We start from the raw sequence: 17,142 nt of genomic DNA, 5'->3' as shown, positions 1-17,142 counted from the left end.
GGGCGCGGCCGCTTCTCCCAGAGCGTCGAGCGCTGGCCCTTCATCTTGTCCAAGGCTGGACTTGCAAGGGGCTCGACAACGCCACATCTTGCTTCTTATGAGCGACAAGAAGCAGCGCGTGCCCGCAAGGGCCAGTCCTGCGCCGGTCAAGCCTCAATCCAATGCCGGCGAGATCGACGCCTTCATCCGTCAGGCCCGGACGCTTGCCGCGTCCGCGACCGGCTCCGGGCGGCTGATCCTTGCGCTCGACGCCACGATGAGCCGCCAGCCGACCTGGGATCTCGCCACCAAGCTGCAGGGCGAAATGTTCGACGCCGTCGGCAAGGCCGGAACTCTCAGCGTCCAACTGGCCTATTTTCGCGGGTTGGGCGAGTGCCGCTCGTCGGCTTTTGTCGCCGACACCAATGCCCTGAAGCAGCTGATGACGCGGATCGACTGCCGTGCCGGCCACACCCAGATCGGCAAGGTGCTGGCGCATGCGCTGAAGGAAACGGCGGCGGCCAAGGTCAATGCTCTGGTCTATATCGGCGACGCCATGGAAGAGGATATCGACGACCTGGCGCAGAAGGCCGGCAGCCTCGGTCTGCACGGCGCTCCCGTCTTCGTCTTCCAGGAAGGCCATGATCCCGGCGCAGAAAAGGCGTTCAAGGAGATTGCGCGGCTGTCCAAAGGGGCTTGGTTCCGATTTGATCGGCGGGCCGCCGCGACCTTGGCCGGGCTGCTTTCGGCGGTCGCCGTCTATGCGACGGGTGGATTGAAGGCGCTCGAGGCAAGGGACAGGCCGGGAGACCGGCTGCTGATCGAGCATCTCAGGGGCGGCGGGAATTGATGGGCGCTATCATTGCACTTGTTGCACTGTTTCTGGTGCTGCTCGGCGCGGCGACGATCTTTGTCCGCGCCGATGCGCAAAAACTGGCAAGCGGCATGCGCACGCTCGGGCCGGTGCTTCTGGCGCTGGTCGGGCTCGCCGTGCTGGTGGTCGGGCGCGAAGGCATTGCCGGCCTCATTCTGGCCGCGGCCCTTGCCTGGTACGGTTCGATGCGAATGAAGCGGCCGTCGGTCGGGCCGGCGCCCGGCAAGCGCTCGACGGTGCGGACCGCCGCACTGGAAATGGAGCTTGATCACGATACGGGCGGGCTTGAAGGCCTGGTTCTGGCCGGCCGCCATGAAGGCAAGATGCTGGGCGCGATGGGCCTGGCCGAGCTGCAGCAGCTTTACCGCGAACTCCCCGGCGACCCGGAGAGCCGCCAGCTCCTAGAGACGTATCTTGACGGCCGTTTTCCCGTCTGGCGCAAAGACGCTGAGGCGAACGGTGGCGAAGGGCTGGGTGTTGCGCCAGGTGCGGGCGCCATGACTAAGGAGGAGGCCTACAAGATCCTTGGTCTTGAAGCGGGGGCCGCCGCGGCGGATGTCCGCAAGGCGCACCGCCGCCTGATGCAGCGCCTGCACCCCGACATCGGCGGCACGTCTTTCCTGGCGGCGCGGATCAACGAAGCCAAGGACGTTTTGCTCTCCAATCACAACTAGTCTCCTTCGACGCAGTAAATTTCCGGGAGATGGTTCCGACGCCGCCCTACTGTTGGACGGCGTAGCAGGCGATTTTCTTTTTCTTCAGGGCATTGCAGGCATTCCAGGCCGCGTCCTTCGAGCGGAAGCCGCCGAACCGGGCGCGGTAATAGGTCTCGCCATCCTTTTCGAAGGCGACGGTGAAACCGGAAGCAGCCCCAAGAACTTTGGGCGCCAGCTTGGCGGTCTTGTCGAGGAAAGCCTGGGCTTCGGACTGCTTGGGCGACGACGCCACCTGCACCGCCCAACCAGCCGGCACCGAGGCCGTGTTGACCGGGTCGACCGCCTGTGGGGATACAGGCGTGGGTTCGGCATAGGCAGCCACAATCTGCGCAGTTTCGACCTTCGGCGCCGTCACGATGACGGTCTTGACCTTCCTGGTCTTGACGACGGGGGCGGGCTCTTCGACCGCGGCCACCGTCTGTTCGTCGGCAGACTGGCCTTCAGCAGACTGCTCGTCAGCGGATGTCGGATCGTCATGCTTGGGCAGGAAGACCTTGGCCAGCGCCTTGGCCGGATTGTCGCCGCCGGCCTTGGCGACCAGGGCGCCGCCGCCGCGGGTCGATGCGCGCGGCATGTAGGCGTTGATCAGGCCGGCCATCTGGTTGTCGCGGCTGCGCCCCGAAGTGCCGCCCATGACGACGGCGACGAGGCGGCGGTTGCCATCCGAAACCGACGAGACGAGGTTGAAGCCGGAGGCGCGGGTATAGCCGGTCTTGATGCCGTCGACGCCCTTGATGCGGCCGAGCAGACGGTTGTGGCCATTGATGCGCTGGCGGCCGTAAAGGAAGGAGCGCTGCGAGAAATAGCCGTAATACTGCGGATAATGTTCCCTGAGCGCTATGCCGAGCATCGCCATGTCGTGGGCGGTTGTGAACTGGCCGGGATCGGGCAGGCCGTTGGCATTGCGAAACACGGTGCCGTCCATGCCGAGCGCGCGCGCCTTGGCGGTCATCATGCGGGCGAAATTGCTTTCGCTGCCGCCGAGCAGTTCGCCGAGCGCGGTCGCCGAATCATTGGCCGACTTGGTCACCATCGACAGGATGGCGGTCTCGACCGAAACCGCTCCGCCCGCCTTGACGCCGAGCTTGGTCGGCGGTTCGGCCGCCGCTTTGGCCGAGAACGGCACGGGCGTGTTCCTGCTGATCCGGCCCTTCGCCATGGCCTCGAAGGTCAGATAGAGCGTCATCATCTTGGTCAGCGACGCCGGGTAGCGCCGGCCGTTGGCATCGGACGAATAAAGCACCTTGCCGGTCTTGGCGTCGACGACGATCGCCGAAGACCTGGCGGCCATCGAGGACGCGGCATCCGCGACGACAAATGACATCGCCAAAGCGAGGATCATGATTGTTTTGAGGGAAGATGCGGATTTTGAACCGAAGACCGACAACGCCTGACGCACTGATAGTTCCTTTGAAACTCATTGCCCTGGAGGCGGCAAAGGGATCCGACCTCACTTGTCGTCAAACTATCGCGGCCAGCGTTACCAATCCGTTTATGGTAACCGGCGCGTTCACCATTTTCCTCGGGCTTGAGCCTTTCTTTATTCGAATTTTAGCTGTTGCCGGCGCAGCGCGGCCTGATGCCGCTGAAATCTTGACTTTTGTGCAGCGCACAATATATTCTCGTGCATTGCACAACCGCGCTCAGGCAAGGGCGCTTCAAAACGCCAAGGGAAACGTCAAATGACCCAGACCTACGAGGACTTCTCGAAATACGGCAAGGAGTTTGCCGATACCGGATTGAAGAGCTTCACCTCGCTCTCTAAGGGCGCGCAGGCGATCGCCACCGAAGCTGGCGAATACACCAAGAAGAGCTTCGAGGCCGGCAGCGCCGCGGTCGAAAAGCTGTTCTCCGCCAAGTCGCTGGAAAAGGCGGTCGAGATCCAGTCCGACTTCGCCAAGCAGAGCTATGAGAGCTTCGTCGCCGAGGCGACCAAGTTCGGCGATCTCTATGCCGATCTCGCCAAGGAGGCTTACAAGCCCTTCGAATCGATTGTCGCCAAGGCGAAGTAATTTCGCTCGAGAATACCAGGCACGGCCTTTCGGGCTTGCAAAACAGACCCGGTCGCAGATGCGCGGCCGGGTTTTTTCATGCCTGTTTCAATTCCGGGGCTTTGGCGGTTCACGATTTTGAAAATCGCCTCGGTTTGCCCACCTAGCCATATTGTCAGCTAACAAGAAGGGCTTAAAATCGTCCATCGAACACCTACATATCGAACTCGCATGGGGATTCGAAAGAGGCAGGATTACGTGACTTCAGGTTTGACTGCCACAACAAGCGTGGTGCGGATGCAAAGTGACGGCGACGGCAATGAGGCCGGTCGCGGCACAGCCGTCATTACGCGCACCAAGACCAAGACCAAGAAGCCCAGCCTTTACAGGGTCCTCATCCTCAACGACGACTATACGCCCATGGAGTTCGTGGTTCACGTCCTGGAGCGTTTTTTTCAAAAGGACCGCGAAGCCGCCACACGCATCATGCTTCATGTTCACAATCATGGGGTGGGCGAGTGCGGGGTCTATACATTCGAGGTGGCCGAGACCAAAGTGTCTCAGGTCATGGATTTCGCCCGACAGAATCAGCATCCGCTGCAATGCGTGATGGAGAAGAAGTGAGGTAACATGCCGGCTTTCTCCCAAGGCCTGGAAAAGGCGCTTCACCAGGCGCTGACGCTCGCCAATGAGCGGCACCATGAATATGCAACCCTAGAACATCTGCTGCTCGCCCTCATCGACGACACCGAGGCGGCCGCCGTTATGCGCGCCTGCAACGTCGATCTGGACGAGCTGAAGCACACCGTTCTGACCTATATCGACACCGAACTCGACAATCTGGTCACCGGTTACGATGAGGATTCCAAGCCGACCGCCGGCTTCCAGCGCGTCATCCAGCGCGCCGTGATCCATGTACAGTCATCCGGCCGCGAGGAAGTGTCCGGCGCCAACGTGCTCGTCGCCATCTTTGCCGAGCGCGAGAGCCATGCCGCTTATTTCCTGCAGGAACAGCAGATGACCCGCTACGACGCGGTCAACTACATCTCGCACGGCATCGCCAAGCGCCCCGGCGCATCGGAGACGCGCTCGCCGCGCGGCGCCGATGACGAGCAGGGCGGCCAGAACGGCGCCGAGCCGCAGGAGGAAGGCGGCAAGAAGAAGCAGCAGCAGGATGCGCTGACGGCTTATTGCGTCAACCTCAACAACAAGGCCAAGGCCGGCAAGATCGATCCGCTGATCGGCCGCGAGAGCGAAATCAACCGCACCATCCAGGTGCTGTGCCGCCGCTCCAAGAACAACCCGCTCTATGTCGGCGATCCCGGCGTCGGGAAGACGGCGATTGCCGAAGGTCTGGCCAAGCGCATCGTCGAAGGCGACGTGCCCGAAGTGCTGCAGGACGCCACCATCTTCGCGCTCGACATGGGCACGCTTCTGGCCGGCACCCGCTACCGTGGCGATTTCGAAGAGCGGCTGAAGCAGGTCGTCAAGGAGCTCGAGGATTATCCGGGCGCCGTGCTGTTCATCGACGAGATCCACACCGTGATCGGGGCCGGCGCCACCTCAGGCGGCGCCATGGATGCGTCGAACCTGTTGAAGCCGGCGCTGTCTTCGGGTGCCATCCGCTGCATCGGCTCGACCACTTACAAGGAGTTCCGCCAGTTCTTCGAGAAGGACCGCGCTCTGGTGCGGCGCTTCCAGAAGATCGACGTCAACGAGCCGACCATCGAGGACGCCATCGAGATCATGAAGGGCCTCAAGCCCTATTATGAGGAATTCCACAAGGTGAAGTTCACCAACGAGGCGATCAAGGCTTCGGTGGAACTGTCGGCCCGCTACATCAACGACCGCAAGCTGCCGGACAAGGCGATCGACGTGATCGACGAGACCGGCGCCTCGCAGATGCTGGTGCCGGAAGCCAAGCGCAAGAAGACGATCGGCATCAAGGAGATCGAAGCCACGATCGCCACGATGGCCCGCATCCCGCCGAAGACGGTTTCGGCCGACGACGAGAAGGTGCTGCAAGGCCTCGACATCGAGCTGAAGCGCGTCGTCTATGGCCAGGACACCGCCATCACCGCGCTGACCTCGGCGATCAAGCTGGCGCGTGCCGGCCTGCGCGAACCGGAAAAGCCGATCGGCTCTTACCTGTTCTCAGGCCCGACCGGCGTCGGCAAGACCGAAGTCGCCAAGCAGTTGGCTGCCTCGCTCGGCGTCGAGCTGATCCGCTTCGACATGTCGGAATATATGGAACGCCACACCGTTTCGCGGCTGATCGGCGCGCCTCCCGGCTATGTCGGCTTCGACCAAGGCGGCTTGTTGACCGACGGCGTCGACCAGCATCCACACTGCGTGCTCTTGCTGGATGAAGTCGAGAAGGCGCATCCGGACCTGTTCAACATCCTGTTGCAGGTCATGGACCACGGCAAGCTGACCGACCACAACGGCAAGCAGATCGACTTCCGCAACGTCATCCTGATCATGACCACCAATGCGGGCGCATCGGATGCGCAGCGCGCGGCGATCGGTTTCGGATCGACCAAGCGCGAAGGCGACGATGTCGAGGCCATCAACCGGTTGTTCACGCCGGAGTTCCGCAACCGTCTCGATGCGATCATCCCGTTCGGCTCTCTGCCGGTCCCGGTCATCCACCAGGTGGTGCAGAAGTTCGTCATGCAGCTCGAGGCCCAGCTCTCCGAGCGGGGCGTCACCTTCGACCTGTCGCCGGACGCGATCGCCTGGCTGGCCGACAAGGGCTACGATGAACGCATGGGTGCGCGGCCGCTCGGCCGGGTCATCCAGGAGCACATCAAGAAGCCGTTGGCCGACGAGGTGCTGTTCGGCAAGCTCAAGAAGGGCGGCACGGTGCGCGTCACTGTCGAGAAGAAGGAAACCGGCGAAACCGGCCTGAAGCTCGAATCGCTGGCCGACGAAGCCCCGGTGCAGCCGAAGCAGGAGCCGGAAGAGGCGCCGAAAGCCCGCAAGGCGGTGGCCAAGAAGCCCGTCGCCAAGAAGGCGGTGGCGCAGAAGCCTCAACCCAAGGGCAAGGACGAGCCCGAGCCGAAGGGCAAGGATGGCGGCAAGCGCAGCCTGGTGCCGCAACTGCCGCGCAAGAGCTAAAAAGTTCGCCAATGAAAAAAGGGCCCGGTGACGGGCCCTTTTTTCATTGGCTGGCCGGTTTGCCGACACAGCGCCCCTGCTTTTCAGGTCAGATGCTGTTAGGTCAGGCGGCGACGCCCTCGGGTGCAAACTTGCCCAGGAAGTACCCGCACGCCTTCCAGATGGCGATCGAAATCAGAACGCTCGCATAGCCATCCACGGCATAATGCCAGCCAAGGACGACCGAGCCGACCATGATGATTGCGGCGAATGCCCACATCAAAAGGCCGGCCAACCGTGAGCGGCGTGTTGCATAAAGCGCGAAAAGCACCGCCATCGCCACATGCATGGACGGGAAGGCGGATATGCCGAGACTGCCTGGCGTCGCCCCGATATAGCCGCTCCACACAATGTCCTGCGCAAGGTGAAAAAAGCTGCCGAGTGCGAAGGCGCAGCCACCGATCCAGAAAGCGAAAAGAAGGTATTGGGCATAGTCTTCCAGCACGCCGAAATCCGGCATGTTTCCGGTGCGCAGGCCGACCGCGGCTGCCAAAAGCAGGGCAGCGATGGCCATCGCGTGCAGCAGGCGGTGTCGCCGGTACGCGTCCGCCAAGGTGCGCAGAAAGGCCCGCCCGGCAGCTGCTTTTACCAACGGCTCTGATGTCGCAACCGAATGTTCCACGATTTTTAAAACCCAAACGCATCCCGGTACGGCACTTTATCACGGGGTGGTTTGATATTTCCTAACCGACGTGGTGGATTGTGGCTGAGCGCATCGCCCTGAGGCGCGCGCCACCTCAACCGTTCAGCGCTGCTCGGATCCTGGCCGCGTTCTCAGTCAGCACTTCGGACTTCTCCATCTGCCCCGTATGCGGCTTGAGCGCGATGCCTTCGAACCGCGGGATGACATGGACATGCAGGTGGTAGACGGTCTGGCCGGAGGCCGGTTCGTTGAACTGCAGGATCGTGACCCCGTCAGCGCCGAAAGCCTTTTTGACCGCCAGCGCCACCTTCTGGACCGTGGTGAACAGCCGGCCGAGCGTCGCCGGATCGGCGTCGAGCAGATTGCGCGACTGTGCTTTGGGCACCACCAGCGTGTGACCGGGGCCTTGCGGCATCACATCCATGAAGGCGACCACGGCATCATCCTCGTAGACGCGGTGCGACGGGATTTCGCCGCGCAGGATCTTCGCGAATATATTGCTGGGGTCGTAAGCCTCGGTCATGGCGGCGCTCCGGGAGTATGCTCCCGGTGTAGCGAAGCTGTCCCGGACCGGCAAGATGGTCCGGCGATATCGACAGGCGAGGGCAAGGGCGGATCGCTATTCCTCAAGATCCTTGCGGAACGGCGTATGCTCTTCCAGGATTTCGCCCATCCGCTCGACCTCGCGGCGTTCCCGCCGGAGATAGTCGGCCACAGCGTTCCGCAGGCCGGGATGTGCGATGTAGTGTGCCGAATGCATGGTCACGGGACGGTAGCCGCGCGCCAGCTTGTGCTCGCCCTGCGCGCCAGCCTCGACCACCTTCAGCTTGCGCTCGATGGCGAAGTCGATGGCCTGATGGTAGCAGACTTCGAAATGCAGGAACGGGTGGTCCTCGATGCAGCCCCAATTGCGGCCGTAGAGCGCATCGGAGCCGATGAAGTTGATGGCGCCGGCGACATAGCGGCCATTGCGCTTGGCCATGATCAACAGGATGTCCTGGGACATGCGCTCGCCGATCAGCGAGAAGAACTTGCGGTTGAGGTAGGGCCGGCCCCATTTGCGGCTGCCGGTATCCATATAGAAGGCGAAGAAATTGTCCCACGCCTTTTCGGTCAGGTCCTTGCCGGTCAGCCGGTCGATCGAGATACCGTTGGCGAGCGCCTCGCGGCGCTCCTTCTTCATCGCCTTGCGCTTGCGCGATGCCAGCGTGGCGAGGAAATCGTCATAGGTCGAAAAGCCTTCGTTGAAGAAGTGGAACTGCTGCGGCTGCTTCCAGCGTTGCAATGTCGCTTTCCCTGGCGAAGGTGACATGCGCGGAGGACACGCCGAGCTTTTCCGTCACCGCCTTCAAGCCCGCTGCGAGACCGGCCTTCACAATGGCGCTGTCCTCGCCCTTGCTGACCAGCAGGCGCGGGCCGGTGACCGGAGAGAACGGCACGGCGCATTGCAGTTTCGGATAGTAGTTGCCGCCGGCGCGTTCGAACGCATCAGACCAGCCGTGGTCGAAGACATATTCGCCCTGGCTGTGCGATTTGAGATAGCAGGGCACGGCGCCCAGCAATCTGCCTTGGGCATTTTCCAGTCTGAGATGATGACCTTGCCAGCCGGTACGCCGCACGGCGCAGCCGGAATCTTCAAGCGCGCTCAGAAAAGCATATGAAACGAGAGGGTTATAGCCATTTTCTGTGTCGCTGCGGGTTGTGCCGGTAAAGCCGTTCCACTCGTCGCAGGTGAAGGCATTGATGCCGGCGGCAACGCGGATGGAAAACTCCGCATTCGCCGTTTGCCCGTCACCTTCATCACCCTGATCCATGGGGCTTATTTAAGCTCTGTCGGGGCCGCTACAAGTCACGTTTCAGGCACTTCCATCAGGCGACATTGGCCAGATCGGGTTCGAACCCTTCGAACGTCATCTGGTCGGCGTATTTGAAGGTGAGATCCACCGCCGGCTGGTCATGCACCGTCCAGGTGATGACAGGCATGTTAAGCCTTTCACGCACGAAGCTGACGAACGGGTTCGGCAGATCGCCCGCGGCATAGGAGGTGAAGGCGAGGTCATGTGCCAGCATGGCAAAATGCGCCTCGATCAACTGATTGTCCCTGCCGTAGGCGGTCAGCCCACCCGGAATGCCAGGCGCATCCTTGGGGAAGTCGCGGACCAGCCAGTGGTCGAACGACATGATCGCCGCCTTGCCCTTGTAGCGCTCCAGCATCTTGCCGACGCCTGCCACCAAGCCCTCGTCGTAACCGGGCACACCCTTCAGTTCGACAACCATCGGCACACGGCCGTCGACCAGGTCGAGCGCTTCTTGCAGTGTCGGCACATGGTCCTTGGTGCCGCCGATCCTGAGCGCCGCCAGTTCCGCTGCCGTGCGCCGCCAGACGAAGCCGTCCTGGCCGGTCAACCGCCTGAGATCGCCGTCATGAATGATGACGGGGACGCGGTCGGACGACAAATGCACGTCGCATTCGATCGCATAGCCGCGCTCGGCGGCAGCAGCGAAGGCCGACAGCGTGTTTTCCCAGCGCGTCTTGTTCATGTCGTGAAAGCCGCGATGCGCCACCGGGCGGGCGGTCAGCCAGGAAAGGTCGGTCATTGTCTTGGTCCTGCTCATGCGACCTCGAAGACGGCTTCGATTTCCACTGCGGCATTAAGCGGCAGACAGGCGGTGCCGACGGCGGAGCGGGCATGCTTGCCGCGCTCGCCAAGGGCTGCGACCAGGAAATCGGAGGCGCCGTTGGCGACCAGATGCTGCTCGACGAAATCCGGCAGTGATGCAACAAAGACGGTGATCTTGACCAGCCGCTGGATTTTTTCGAGATCGCCAAGTGCTGCTTTTGCCTGCGCCAAGATGTTGATTGCACAGTACTTTGCGCCTTCCTTGCCGGTTGCGGTATCGAGGTCGCGGCCGAGCAGGCCGCTTGCCTGCAGCTTGCCGTCCTTGAGCGGCAACTGCCCGGCGGTGAACAAAAGATTGCCGGACCTGCAATAGGGCACATAGTTCGCGGCGGGCGCTGCGGCGGCAGGTATCGTCACGCCGAGATCGCTTAGCCGCTTTTCGATTGTTTCACTCATCGTATTTCCCTATTGCTTGGAGACGCCGCGCTGGCCGGGCCGAAATTGCTATTTTTGCCTCGCTTCCGCCACGACTTTTTTTAAGCTGGACCATCTTTACCTGCGGCCTGCCATCAGCTGCGACGATCGGAGCCCCTTATGCGCGCAACGCGCCTTGCCTTCCACGCCGTTCTCTTTCCGATGCTGTTCTCGATGGCTCCAGCCTTTGCCGTGCCGGCGCTGCAGGCGCATCGCGCCGTCTACGATCTTACCCTCGACAAGGCGTCGGACCGCTCGGGCATCACCGGGATTTCCGGCCGCATGGTCTATGAGTTCAACGGCTCGCCCTGCGAGGGCTATACGGTAAAATTCCGTTTCGTCACCCAGATCGCCACCGGCGACAACACCAGGCTGACCGACCAGCAGACGACCACGTTCGAGGACGCCGAAGGCAAGACCTTCTCGTTCGTGACCAAATCCTTCGTCGACCAGAACCTAGACAAGGAGGTCAAAGGCACCGCCACAAAAGAGACCAAGGGCCTCAAGGTCGATATCGACAAGCCCGAGAAGAACAGCCTCGAACTCGCCGCCACCCAGTTCCCGACCCAGCATCTGGTCGAACTGATCGGCAAGGCCGAGAAGGGCGAGAATTTCTACGAAACCAGTCTGTTCGACGGTTCGGAGGATGCCAACAAGGTGATGACCACCACCGTCATCGTCGGCAAGAAGGCCGAGGGCGACAAGGCCGACCCCGAAGCGCCGGCGCTGGCCAAGCTTGCCGGCGACAAATACTGGCCGGTCGACATCGCCTATTTCGACGAGACCGACAAATCGGGCGAAGAGGTGCCGGAATACCGCATCAGCTTCAAGCTGCACGAGAACGGCATCACCCGCGACCTCACAATGGACTATGGCGAGTTCTCGATGACCGGAAAGCTGGTCAATCTGTCGCTGTTCGATCAGACCAAGCCTTGCCCGGTCTCGAAATAGCAACAATGCGGCGCTGGCACGGCAGGCTTGATGGCAGTTCCCGATGGCGGTCTATGTCGATGCGGCGATCTGGAAATGGGCCGGCCATCGCTGGTGCCACCTGATGGCCGACGATACGGACGAACTGCATCGTTTCGCCGCCGAGCTTGGTGTCAAGCGTTCGTCCTACCAGGGGCCGCCCAGGACATCGGCGCCGCACTATGACATAACCGGCTTCGAGCGCGACCGGGCGGTGCGGCTCGGCGCCATCGAATGCAGCCGCGAGGAGATCGTTGCGATCTTCAGGCGCGTACGGGTACCCAACGGAAAGGGCCGATCGTGACGCTAACGGCATTCCTGGCTTATTGCCTTGCCATCACACTTGCCGCCGCCACGCCGGGTCCGGCGATGTTCACGGTGATCACCAACGGCGTGGCACGCGGCTTCCTGCGTGCGTTCGTCGCCGGAATGGGCATTGCCGCCGGTGATGCCGTGCTGGTCACCTTGGCACTGCTCGGGCTGGTGGCGCTGGCCCAGACCTTCGAATGGGTGTTTCTCCTGTTGAAATACGCCGGTGCGGCCTACCTGATTTTCCTCGGCATCAAGATGTGGCGGGCCGCGGCCGCGCAATCGGCCGCGCAAGGAATCCCCCAAACCGGATTGTCGCGTTCGTTCCTGCTTGGCGCCTCCGTGGCGCTCGGCAACCCGAAGGCGATCCTGTTCCACGCCTCGATCATGCCGCTGATCCTCAACCTCGACACCATGACGTTTGCCGACGGCCTGCTGGTGGTGGCAGTCGTCGTCGGCGCCAATATTCTCACCATGGGCATCTACGCCGCGCTGGCGGGCAGGGCATCCGGCTGGTTCAGGACGCCCGAACGCATGCGGCTGATTAACCGGTTCGCCGGCAGCGCCATGATCGGCACCGGAGCGCTGATTGCCGCACGCTGAGCGATGAAGCACCTCACCGCTTGCGTTTGCAGCGCTTCCCCTCTATATGCGCGCTCATTCCACACACGGACTTTGGTGTCTGCCCGGGAGAAATCCGGCTGAAACCTCCGGTGGCGTTCGAGGACAAAGTCCAAAAATGCCTGTGTCCGTGGAGGCTAACCGGAAAAGGAACTAAGAATGGCACTGCCCGATTTCAGCATGCGCCAGCTTTTGGAAGCTGGCATTCACTTCGGCCACCAGACCCACCGCTGGAACCCGAAGATGGCGCCTTACATCTACGGCGCCCGCAACAACATCCACATCATCGACCTGTCGCAGACGGTGCCTTTGCTGCACCAGGCTCTGAAGCAGGTTTCCGACACCGTTGCCAAGGGCGGCCGCGTGCTGTTCGTCGGCACCAAGCGCCAGGCGTCCGACATCGTCGCCGACGCCGCACAGCGTTCGGCCCAATACTATGTCAACTCGCGTTGGCTCGGCGGCATGCTGACCAACTGGAAGACGATCTCGAATTCGATCCAGCGCCTGCGCAAGCTCGACGAGATGCTGGCCGGTGAGGCCCAGGGCCTGACCAAGAAGGAACGCCTGAACCTCGACCGCGAGCGCGAGAAGCTCGACAAGGCGCTCGGCGGCATCAAGGACATGGGTTCGACGCCGGACCTGATGTTCGTCATCGACACCAACAAGGAAGCGATCGCCATCCTCGAGGCCAAGCGCCTCGGCATTCCGGTCGTCGCCATCATCGATTCGAACTGCGATCCGGACAAGATCGATTTCCCGATCCCCGGTAATGACGACGCGGCGCGCGCCATCCAGCTCTATTGCGACCTGATCGCCAAGGCTGCCATCGACGGCATCGCCCGCCAGCAGGGCGCGCTCGGCGTCGACATCGGCGCCTCGGTCGAAGCTCCGGTCGAACCGGCGCTTGATCCGGCTCCGGCCCCGGCTGCGGACGCTCCGGAAGCTTGACAATCGAAGGCCGGTTGCGGCCTTCATCATTCTCATATTTGGCACGCTAGACAGACGCATCACCGAGTACCGGTGGTGCGTCGGTGCATTTAAAACAAAGAGGCGACAATGAGCATTTCGGCTGCACAGGTCAAAGAACTCCGCGACTTGACCGGCGCGGGCATGATGGACTGCAAGGCGGCGTTGACCGAGACCAACGGCAACATCGAAGAGGCCGTCGACTGGCTGCGCAAGAAGGGCATTTCCAAGGCCGACAAGAAGGCTGGCCGTACTGCCGCCGAAGGCCTGATCGGCGTCGACTCCGGCGTCCGCGAGGCCGCCATCGTCGAGGTTAACTCCGAGACCGATTTCGTGGCCCGCAACGAGCAGTTCCAGGAGATCGTTCGCAATGTCGCCAAGGTCGCGCTTGCTTATGGCACGACGGAGGCTGTCTCTGCCGCAAAGTATCCGGGTTCGGACAAGTCGGTCACTGACACCATCAAGGACGCCGTTGGCACCATTGGCGAGAACATGAGCTTCCGCCGTTCGGCCAAGCTCACCGTCCCGCACGGTGCTGTCGCAACCTACGTCCACAATGCGGTTGCCGATGGTCTTGGCAAGCTCGGCGTTCTGGTCGCGATCGAGACGACGGGCAATGAGCATGCCGCCAACGCCTTTGGCCGCCAGGTCGCCATGCATGTCGCCGCCACCAACCCGCTGGCGTTGACCGCCGAGCAGATCGATCCGGCAGCGGTCGAGCGCGAGAAGGCGATCTTCGCCGACCAAGCGCGCCAGTCCGGCAAGCCGGAAGCGATCATCGAAAAGATGGTCGAAGGCCGCCTGCGCAAGTTCTACGAGGAAGTCGTGCTCCTCAAGCAGGCCTTCGTGCTCAATCCCGACATCACTGTCGAGCAGGCGCTGAAGGATGCCGAGAAGGACATCGGCGCTCCGGCCAAGATCTCCGCCTATCTGCGCTTTGCGCTGGGCGAAGGCATCGAAAAGGAAGAGACCGATTTCGCGGCGGAAGTCGCGGCGGCGGTGAAGAAGTAGTTTTAAAAATAGCCCCGAAAAGGGCTTCTCAGCTCAGGCAACTCGGCCGGGTGTCCGCAAGGATGCTCGGCCGATTTCTTGTGCGGTGTCGATGAAGGCCCTGAGCTTTGGCGCCATCGACGCCCTGCGCGGGAAGTAGAGGAAGAGGCCGGGCTCCTCGATCGCCGTTTGCGGCAGGATCTGAACGAGGCGGCCGGCGGCCAATTCCGCGCGCACCAGCGGCTCGAACACATAGATCAGCCCGACGCCGGCAAGCGCAAGGTCGATCGCGGCCAGCGAATCGGTAACGATGACCGTACCCTTCGTCTCGGCCACGACATCCTTGCCGTCCTCGGTCAGGTCCCAGCGATAGAGTGCGCCGGAGCGCACAAGCCGGTAGCCGACGCAATTGTGGTCCGAAAGATCCGTCACACCGCGCGGACGGCCATGCCGGCCGACATAGGCGGGGGAGGCGACGATCACGGCGTTGAATGGCGGCGTCAGCCGGACCGTGACCATGTCCTGTGCGATCATCTCGCCCAGCCGGATGCCGGCATCAAAACCCTCGCCGACAATGTCCACCAGCCCCTGGTCGGTGAGCAATTCGATGGTCACATCAGGATAGCGTTCAGCCATCGCGGCGACCACGGGAGTGACGGCAAGTGGAACGGCGATGTTGGGAACGTTCAACCTGAGCAAGCCGGAGGGCCGGCCCTTGATGGCTCGGATGCGGTCCATCCGGTCGGCGATATCCTGGAGAGCAGGGGCTGCCGTCTCCACCAGCGCCTTGCCGGCTTCCGTCAGCGAGACGCTGCGCGTGGTGCGCGCAAACAGCGGCTGGCCGATCCGCTCCTCCACGAGGCGCACCGCATGGCTGACGGCGGATGGGGACATGCCCAGTTCGGCCGCGGCAAGCGCAAAGCCGCCGCGTCGGGCAACGGCGACGATGACAGGCAGATGACTGAGCAGATCCCGATCCATTCATGCATGATATCGCATAGTCCTTGCGAACACTTCAATGTTCTCGATGCCGACAGGCTGACCCATATTGCCGTCACCAATGCACAAGGAGAAGAGAGATGAATGCCTTGAAACACGCTACCTTCGCCGCAGCCCTTGCTCTGGCGCCGGCTGATGCCGGCGGCGCCGAGCCGTCCGGTTGGCGCGGGCTCGCCGACGAACGCGCCGTCATCCGCATCGCCGATGCCATCGACCGTGCCGTCGATGCGCAGGACTGGAAGCTTGCCCGCTCCTATTTCGCCGACCGTGTCACCGTCGACTTCAGCAGCCTGTCAGGACAGCCTGCCGCCACCATCCCCTCCGACGATCTGATCGGTACCTGGGCCGGCAACCTCAGGGGCAGCAAGACCAGCCTGCATCTGCGCACCAATCACCAGGTGATCTTTGAGGCGGACGCGGCGACCGTCTCTTCGAACGGCTATGCCGGGAACCGGATGGAAGGCAATGGCGACCCGCTGTGGGAAGTCTGGGGCACCTACGAGCACCATCTGGTTCGCTCCGGGACTGGCTGGAAAGTCGACGGCTTCGTTTTCCGCGCCACGCATGAGCGCGGCAATCCCTGGGTCAAGATGACGCCTGGCCAGTGAGCCGGCGTCAAGAAATCAGGATAGGAAAAACACCATGACCATGAGCTATTACACACTGGGCAACAGCGGCCTGCGCGTCAGCCGGTTGGCACTGGGCACCATGACCTTTGGCACCGAATGGGGCTGGGGCGCGGACAGGGAAACCGCGCGCGCCATGGCCGACGCCTATGTCGAGGCCGGCGGCAATTTCTTCGACACCGCCGACCTCTACACCGGCGGCACAGCCGAAACCTGGCTCGGCGAATTCATCGCCGAGCGAGGCTTGCGCGACAGAGCCGTGATCGCCACGAAATTCACCTTCAACGCGGAGCCCGGCAATCCGAACGCCGGTGGCAATGGCCGCAAGAACATCTTGCGCGCCGTGGACGCCTCGCTGAAGCGGTTGGGCACTGACTATATCGACCTCTACCTCCTCCATGTCTGGGACGGGCTGACGCCGGCCGAGGAGGTCATGCGCACGATGGATGATCTCGTGCGTGCGGGCAAAATTCGCCATGTCGGCCTGTCCGATGTGCCGGCTTGGTATGCTGCCCGCGCGCAGACGATCGCCGAGTGGCGCGGCTACGAGCCGGTGTCGGCCCTGCAGCTTGAATATTCGCTGGCGGAGCGTTCGATCGAAAATGAGTTCGTGCCCTTCGGCACCCGCCATGGCGCAGGAATCATGGTGTGGAGCCCGCTGGCCAGCGGGCTGCTCAGCGGCAAGTACCGGCCGACGCAGGAAGGCCATGCCGGCCGGCTCGACGGCTTTCGCAACACCACTCATCCGGGGTTCCAGAAGTTCACCGAGCGCAACTGGGCGATCGTGGCGGAGCTCGAAAAAGTTGCCGCCGAACTCGGACGCAGCATGGCGCAGGTCGCGCTCAACTGGGTGGCAACGCAACCGGGCATCGCCACCGTGATTCTTGGCGCCACCAAGCTGGCGCAGTTGCAGGACAATCTGGCGGCGTTGGATTTCACTTTACCCGCCGAGCTTCGCGCGCGGCTGGATACGGTCAGCAAGACACCGCCGCCATTCCCGTACGCCTATTTCGGTTCCGACATACAAGCCCGGGTTACCGGCGGCGCCGTGACCGGCGACAAGCCGTTGGGTTATGCGCCGCCGCTGCTGGTCGAGGGCGACGCCGTCAGCATCACCAGCAACTGACGGGCCGCGACGGGAAGGCGGAATTGGGCGAGGGGCGCCGCGTGCCACCGCGGCGCCCTTCGGGTATCGGAACTCGGCA

General features: G+C 62.5%; 20 protein-coding genes and 1 pseudogene. 14 read left to right on the top strand and 7 right to left on the bottom strand.

All coding sequences use genetic code 11. From position 1 onward, the window contains the following. The first annotated feature begins 97 nt into the window (after positions 1 to 97). Positions 98 to 829 (top strand): hypothetical protein, encoded by a 732-nt coding sequence (locus tag NKH54_RS12215; protein WP_027049456.1) that lies wholly within the window; start codon positions 98 to 100, stop codon positions 827 to 829. After that, a complete protein-coding gene (locus tag NKH54_RS12210) occupies positions 829 to 1,527 on the top strand; it encodes a DnaJ domain-containing protein (protein WP_023700739.1) in 699 nt (232 codons plus the stop codon). Before NKH54_RS12215 ends, NKH54_RS12210 begins: the two co-directional genes overlap by 1 nt. 46 nt (positions 1,528 to 1,573) lie before the next feature. Here the strand turns inward: NKH54_RS12210 and NKH54_RS12205 are convergent, their stop codons facing one another. Beyond that, positions 1,574 to 2,911 carry an SPOR domain-containing protein gene (locus NKH54_RS12205; protein ID WP_502907505.1) on the bottom strand — a complete coding sequence of 446 codons (1,338 nt, stop codon included), beginning with the start codon at positions 2,909 to 2,911 and terminating at the stop codon, positions 1,574 to 1,576. A 68-nt stretch (positions 2,912 to 2,979) separates the two neighbouring features. On the opposite strand from NKH54_RS12205, the gene NKH54_RS12200 reads away from it, so the two are divergent. The 4 genes from NKH54_RS12200 (at position 2,980) to clpA (ending at position 6,680) form a co-directional block, all read left to right on the top strand. Continuing rightward, positions 2,980 to 3,255 (top strand): hypothetical protein, encoded by a 276-nt coding sequence (locus NKH54_RS12200; RefSeq protein ID WP_023726657.1) that lies wholly within the window; start codon positions 2,980 to 2,982, stop codon positions 3,253 to 3,255. Continuing rightward, complete coding sequence (locus NKH54_RS12195; RefSeq protein ID WP_023671011.1) at positions 3,252 to 3,581, top strand: phasin family protein; 330 nt, start codon at positions 3,252 to 3,254, stop codon at positions 3,579 to 3,581. Before NKH54_RS12200 ends, NKH54_RS12195 begins: the two co-directional genes overlap by 4 nt. A gap of 276 nt (positions 3,582 to 3,857) precedes the next feature. Beyond that, positions 3,858 to 4,184, top strand: a complete 327-nt coding sequence (gene clpS / locus NKH54_RS12190) for an ATP-dependent Clp protease adapter ClpS (protein ID WP_023671012.1) — start codon at positions 3,858 to 3,860, stop codon at positions 4,182 to 4,184. 6 nt (positions 4,185 to 4,190) lie between these two features. Continuing rightward, positions 4,191 to 6,680 (top strand): ATP-dependent Clp protease ATP-binding subunit ClpA, encoded by a 2,490-nt coding sequence (gene clpA / locus NKH54_RS12185; RefSeq protein WP_023700736.1) that lies wholly within the window; start codon positions 4,191 to 4,193, stop codon positions 6,678 to 6,680. Between the two features lie 103 nt (positions 6,681 to 6,783). On the opposite strand, the gene NKH54_RS12180 is transcribed toward clpA, so the two are convergent. The 5 genes and pseudogenes from NKH54_RS12180 to NKH54_RS12160 all read right to left on the bottom strand — a co-directional run bounded on the left by NKH54_RS12180 (position 6,784) and on the right by NKH54_RS12160 (position 10,439). Continuing rightward, complete coding sequence (locus NKH54_RS12180) at positions 6,784 to 7,233, bottom strand: phosphatase PAP2 family protein (RefSeq protein ID WP_023822212.1); 450 nt, start codon at positions 7,231 to 7,233, stop codon at positions 6,784 to 6,786. A gap of 223 nt (positions 7,234 to 7,456) precedes the next feature. Then, positions 7,457 to 7,885: an HIT family protein gene (locus NKH54_RS12175; protein ID WP_023806097.1), complete on the bottom strand. Its 429-nt coding sequence runs from the start codon at positions 7,883 to 7,885 to the stop codon at positions 7,457 to 7,459. Between the two features lie 96 nt (positions 7,886 to 7,981). Continuing rightward, positions 7,982 to 9,176, bottom strand: a pseudogene (locus NKH54_RS12170) (GNAT family N-acetyltransferase). Positions 9,177 to 9,231: 55 nt separating this feature from the next. Then, positions 9,232 to 9,960 carry a glycerophosphodiester phosphodiesterase gene (locus tag NKH54_RS12165; RefSeq protein ID WP_023806099.1) on the bottom strand — a complete coding sequence of 243 codons (729 nt, stop codon included), beginning with the start codon at positions 9,958 to 9,960 and terminating at the stop codon, positions 9,232 to 9,234. 14 nt (positions 9,961 to 9,974) lie between these two features. Next, complete coding sequence (locus NKH54_RS12160; RefSeq protein WP_023806100.1) at positions 9,975 to 10,439, bottom strand: RidA family protein; 465 nt, start codon at positions 10,437 to 10,439, stop codon at positions 9,975 to 9,977. A gap of 138 nt (positions 10,440 to 10,577) precedes the next feature. Between NKH54_RS12160 and NKH54_RS12155 the strand changes: the two genes are divergently transcribed. The 5 genes from NKH54_RS12155 to tsf all read left to right on the top strand — a co-directional run bounded on the left by NKH54_RS12155 (position 10,578) and on the right by tsf (position 14,333). Further along, positions 10,578 to 11,408 (top strand): cell envelope integrity EipB family protein, encoded by an 831-nt coding sequence (locus NKH54_RS12155; RefSeq protein WP_023806101.1) that lies wholly within the window; start codon positions 10,578 to 10,580, stop codon positions 11,406 to 11,408. 43 nt (positions 11,409 to 11,451) lie between these two features. After that, positions 11,452 to 11,730 carry a DUF4031 domain-containing protein gene (locus tag NKH54_RS12150; RefSeq protein ID WP_023671020.1) on the top strand — a complete coding sequence of 93 codons (279 nt, stop codon included), beginning with the start codon at positions 11,452 to 11,454 and terminating at the stop codon, positions 11,728 to 11,730. After that, positions 11,727 to 12,338: a LysE family translocator gene (locus NKH54_RS12145; protein WP_023688582.1), complete on the top strand. Its 612-nt coding sequence runs from the start codon at positions 11,727 to 11,729 to the stop codon at positions 12,336 to 12,338. Before NKH54_RS12150 ends, NKH54_RS12145 begins: the two co-directional genes overlap by 4 nt. 177 nt (positions 12,339 to 12,515) lie before the next feature. Continuing rightward, the gene (gene rpsB, locus NKH54_RS12140; RefSeq protein ID WP_023671022.1) at positions 12,516 to 13,304 is read left to right on the top strand and encodes a 30S ribosomal protein S2; all 789 of its coding nucleotides are present in this window, start codon (positions 12,516 to 12,518) and stop codon (positions 13,302 to 13,304) included. Between the two features lie 108 nt (positions 13,305 to 13,412). Then, a complete protein-coding gene (tsf, locus tag NKH54_RS12135; RefSeq protein WP_023684688.1) occupies positions 13,413 to 14,333 on the top strand; it encodes a translation elongation factor Ts in 921 nt (306 codons plus the stop codon). A gap of 33 nt (positions 14,334 to 14,366) precedes the next feature. On the opposite strand, the gene NKH54_RS12130 is transcribed toward tsf, so the two are convergent. Beyond that, positions 14,367 to 15,260 (bottom strand): LysR family transcriptional regulator, encoded by an 894-nt coding sequence (locus NKH54_RS12130; RefSeq protein ID WP_353028394.1) that lies wholly within the window; start codon positions 15,258 to 15,260, stop codon positions 14,367 to 14,369. On the opposite strand from NKH54_RS12130, the gene NKH54_RS12125 reads away from it, so the two are divergent. From NKH54_RS12125 to NKH54_RS12115, 3 genes are read left to right on the top strand one after another with little or no spacing between them, the layout of a single operon-like run. Then, entirely contained in the window at positions 15,183 to 15,395 is a 213-nt protein-coding gene (locus tag NKH54_RS12125) for a hypothetical protein (protein ID WP_353028396.1), read from the top strand. The two genes, NKH54_RS12130 and NKH54_RS12125, sit on opposite strands and share 78 nt — an antisense overlap. Continuing rightward, complete coding sequence (locus NKH54_RS12120) at positions 15,392 to 15,919, top strand: nuclear transport factor 2 family protein (RefSeq protein WP_352802784.1); 528 nt, start codon at positions 15,392 to 15,394, stop codon at positions 15,917 to 15,919. The genes NKH54_RS12125 and NKH54_RS12120 overlap by 4 nt, the downstream gene beginning before the upstream one ends. Before the next feature lie 34 nt (positions 15,920 to 15,953). Beyond that, positions 15,954 to 17,063, top strand: coding sequence for an aldo/keto reductase (locus NKH54_RS12115; protein ID WP_023745113.1), 1,110 nt, complete (start codon positions 15,954 to 15,956; stop codon positions 17,061 to 17,063). Positions 17,064 to 17,142 lie beyond the last annotated feature (79 nt).

Origin of the sequence: Mesorhizobium sp. M1004, assembly GCF_040318795.1 — a bacterium.
Classification (GTDB): domain Bacteria; phylum Pseudomonadota; class Alphaproteobacteria; order Rhizobiales; family Rhizobiaceae; genus Mesorhizobium.
The sequence above is the reverse complement of the archived record's forward strand: the minus strand, read 5'-3'. Positions and strand labels throughout refer to the sequence as shown.

Coding starts and splice junctions, on each gene's coding strand:
- NKH54_RS12155 (WP_023806101.1), top strand. CDS start 10,578: ATGCGCGCAACGCGCCTTGCCTTCCACGCCGTTCTCTTTCCGATGCTG.
- clpA (WP_023700736.1), top strand. CDS start 4,191: ATGCCGGCTTTCTCCCAAGGCCTGGAAAAGGCGCTTCACCAGGCGCTG.
- NKH54_RS12180 (WP_023822212.1), bottom strand. CDS start 7,233: ATGGCCATCGCTGCCCTGCTTTTGGCAGCCGCGGTCGGCCTGCGCACC.
- NKH54_RS12125 (WP_353028396.1), top strand. CDS start 15,183: ATGGCTGACGGCGGATGGGGACATGCCCAGTTCGGCCGCGGCAAGCGC.
- clpS (WP_023671012.1), top strand. CDS start 3,858: ATGCAAAGTGACGGCGACGGCAATGAGGCCGGTCGCGGCACAGCCGTC.
- NKH54_RS12195 (WP_023671011.1), top strand. CDS start 3,252: ATGACCCAGACCTACGAGGACTTCTCGAAATACGGCAAGGAGTTTGCC.
- NKH54_RS12160 (WP_023806100.1), bottom strand. CDS start 10,439: ATGAGTGAAACAATCGAAAAGCGGCTAAGCGATCTCGGCGTGACGATA.
- NKH54_RS12115 (WP_023745113.1), top strand. CDS start 15,954: ATGACCATGAGCTATTACACACTGGGCAACAGCGGCCTGCGCGTCAGC.
- NKH54_RS12175 (WP_023806097.1), bottom strand. CDS start 7,885: ATGACCGAGGCTTACGACCCCAGCAATATATTCGCGAAGATCCTGCGC.
- NKH54_RS12210 (WP_023700739.1), top strand. CDS start 829: ATGGGCGCTATCATTGCACTTGTTGCACTGTTTCTGGTGCTGCTCGGC.
- NKH54_RS12205 (WP_502907505.1), bottom strand. CDS start 2,911: ATGATCCTCGCTTTGGCGATGTCATTTGTCGTCGCGGATGCCGCGTCC.
- NKH54_RS12215 (WP_027049456.1), top strand. CDS start 98: ATGAGCGACAAGAAGCAGCGCGTGCCCGCAAGGGCCAGTCCTGCGCCG.
- NKH54_RS12150 (WP_023671020.1), top strand. CDS start 11,452: ATGGCGGTCTATGTCGATGCGGCGATCTGGAAATGGGCCGGCCATCGC.
- NKH54_RS12120 (WP_352802784.1), top strand. CDS start 15,392: ATGAATGCCTTGAAACACGCTACCTTCGCCGCAGCCCTTGCTCTGGCG.
- rpsB (WP_023671022.1), top strand. CDS start 12,516: ATGGCACTGCCCGATTTCAGCATGCGCCAGCTTTTGGAAGCTGGCATT.
- NKH54_RS12165 (WP_023806099.1), bottom strand. CDS start 9,960: ATGACCGACCTTTCCTGGCTGACCGCCCGCCCGGTGGCGCATCGCGGC.
- tsf (WP_023684688.1), top strand. CDS start 13,413: ATGAGCATTTCGGCTGCACAGGTCAAAGAACTCCGCGACTTGACCGGC.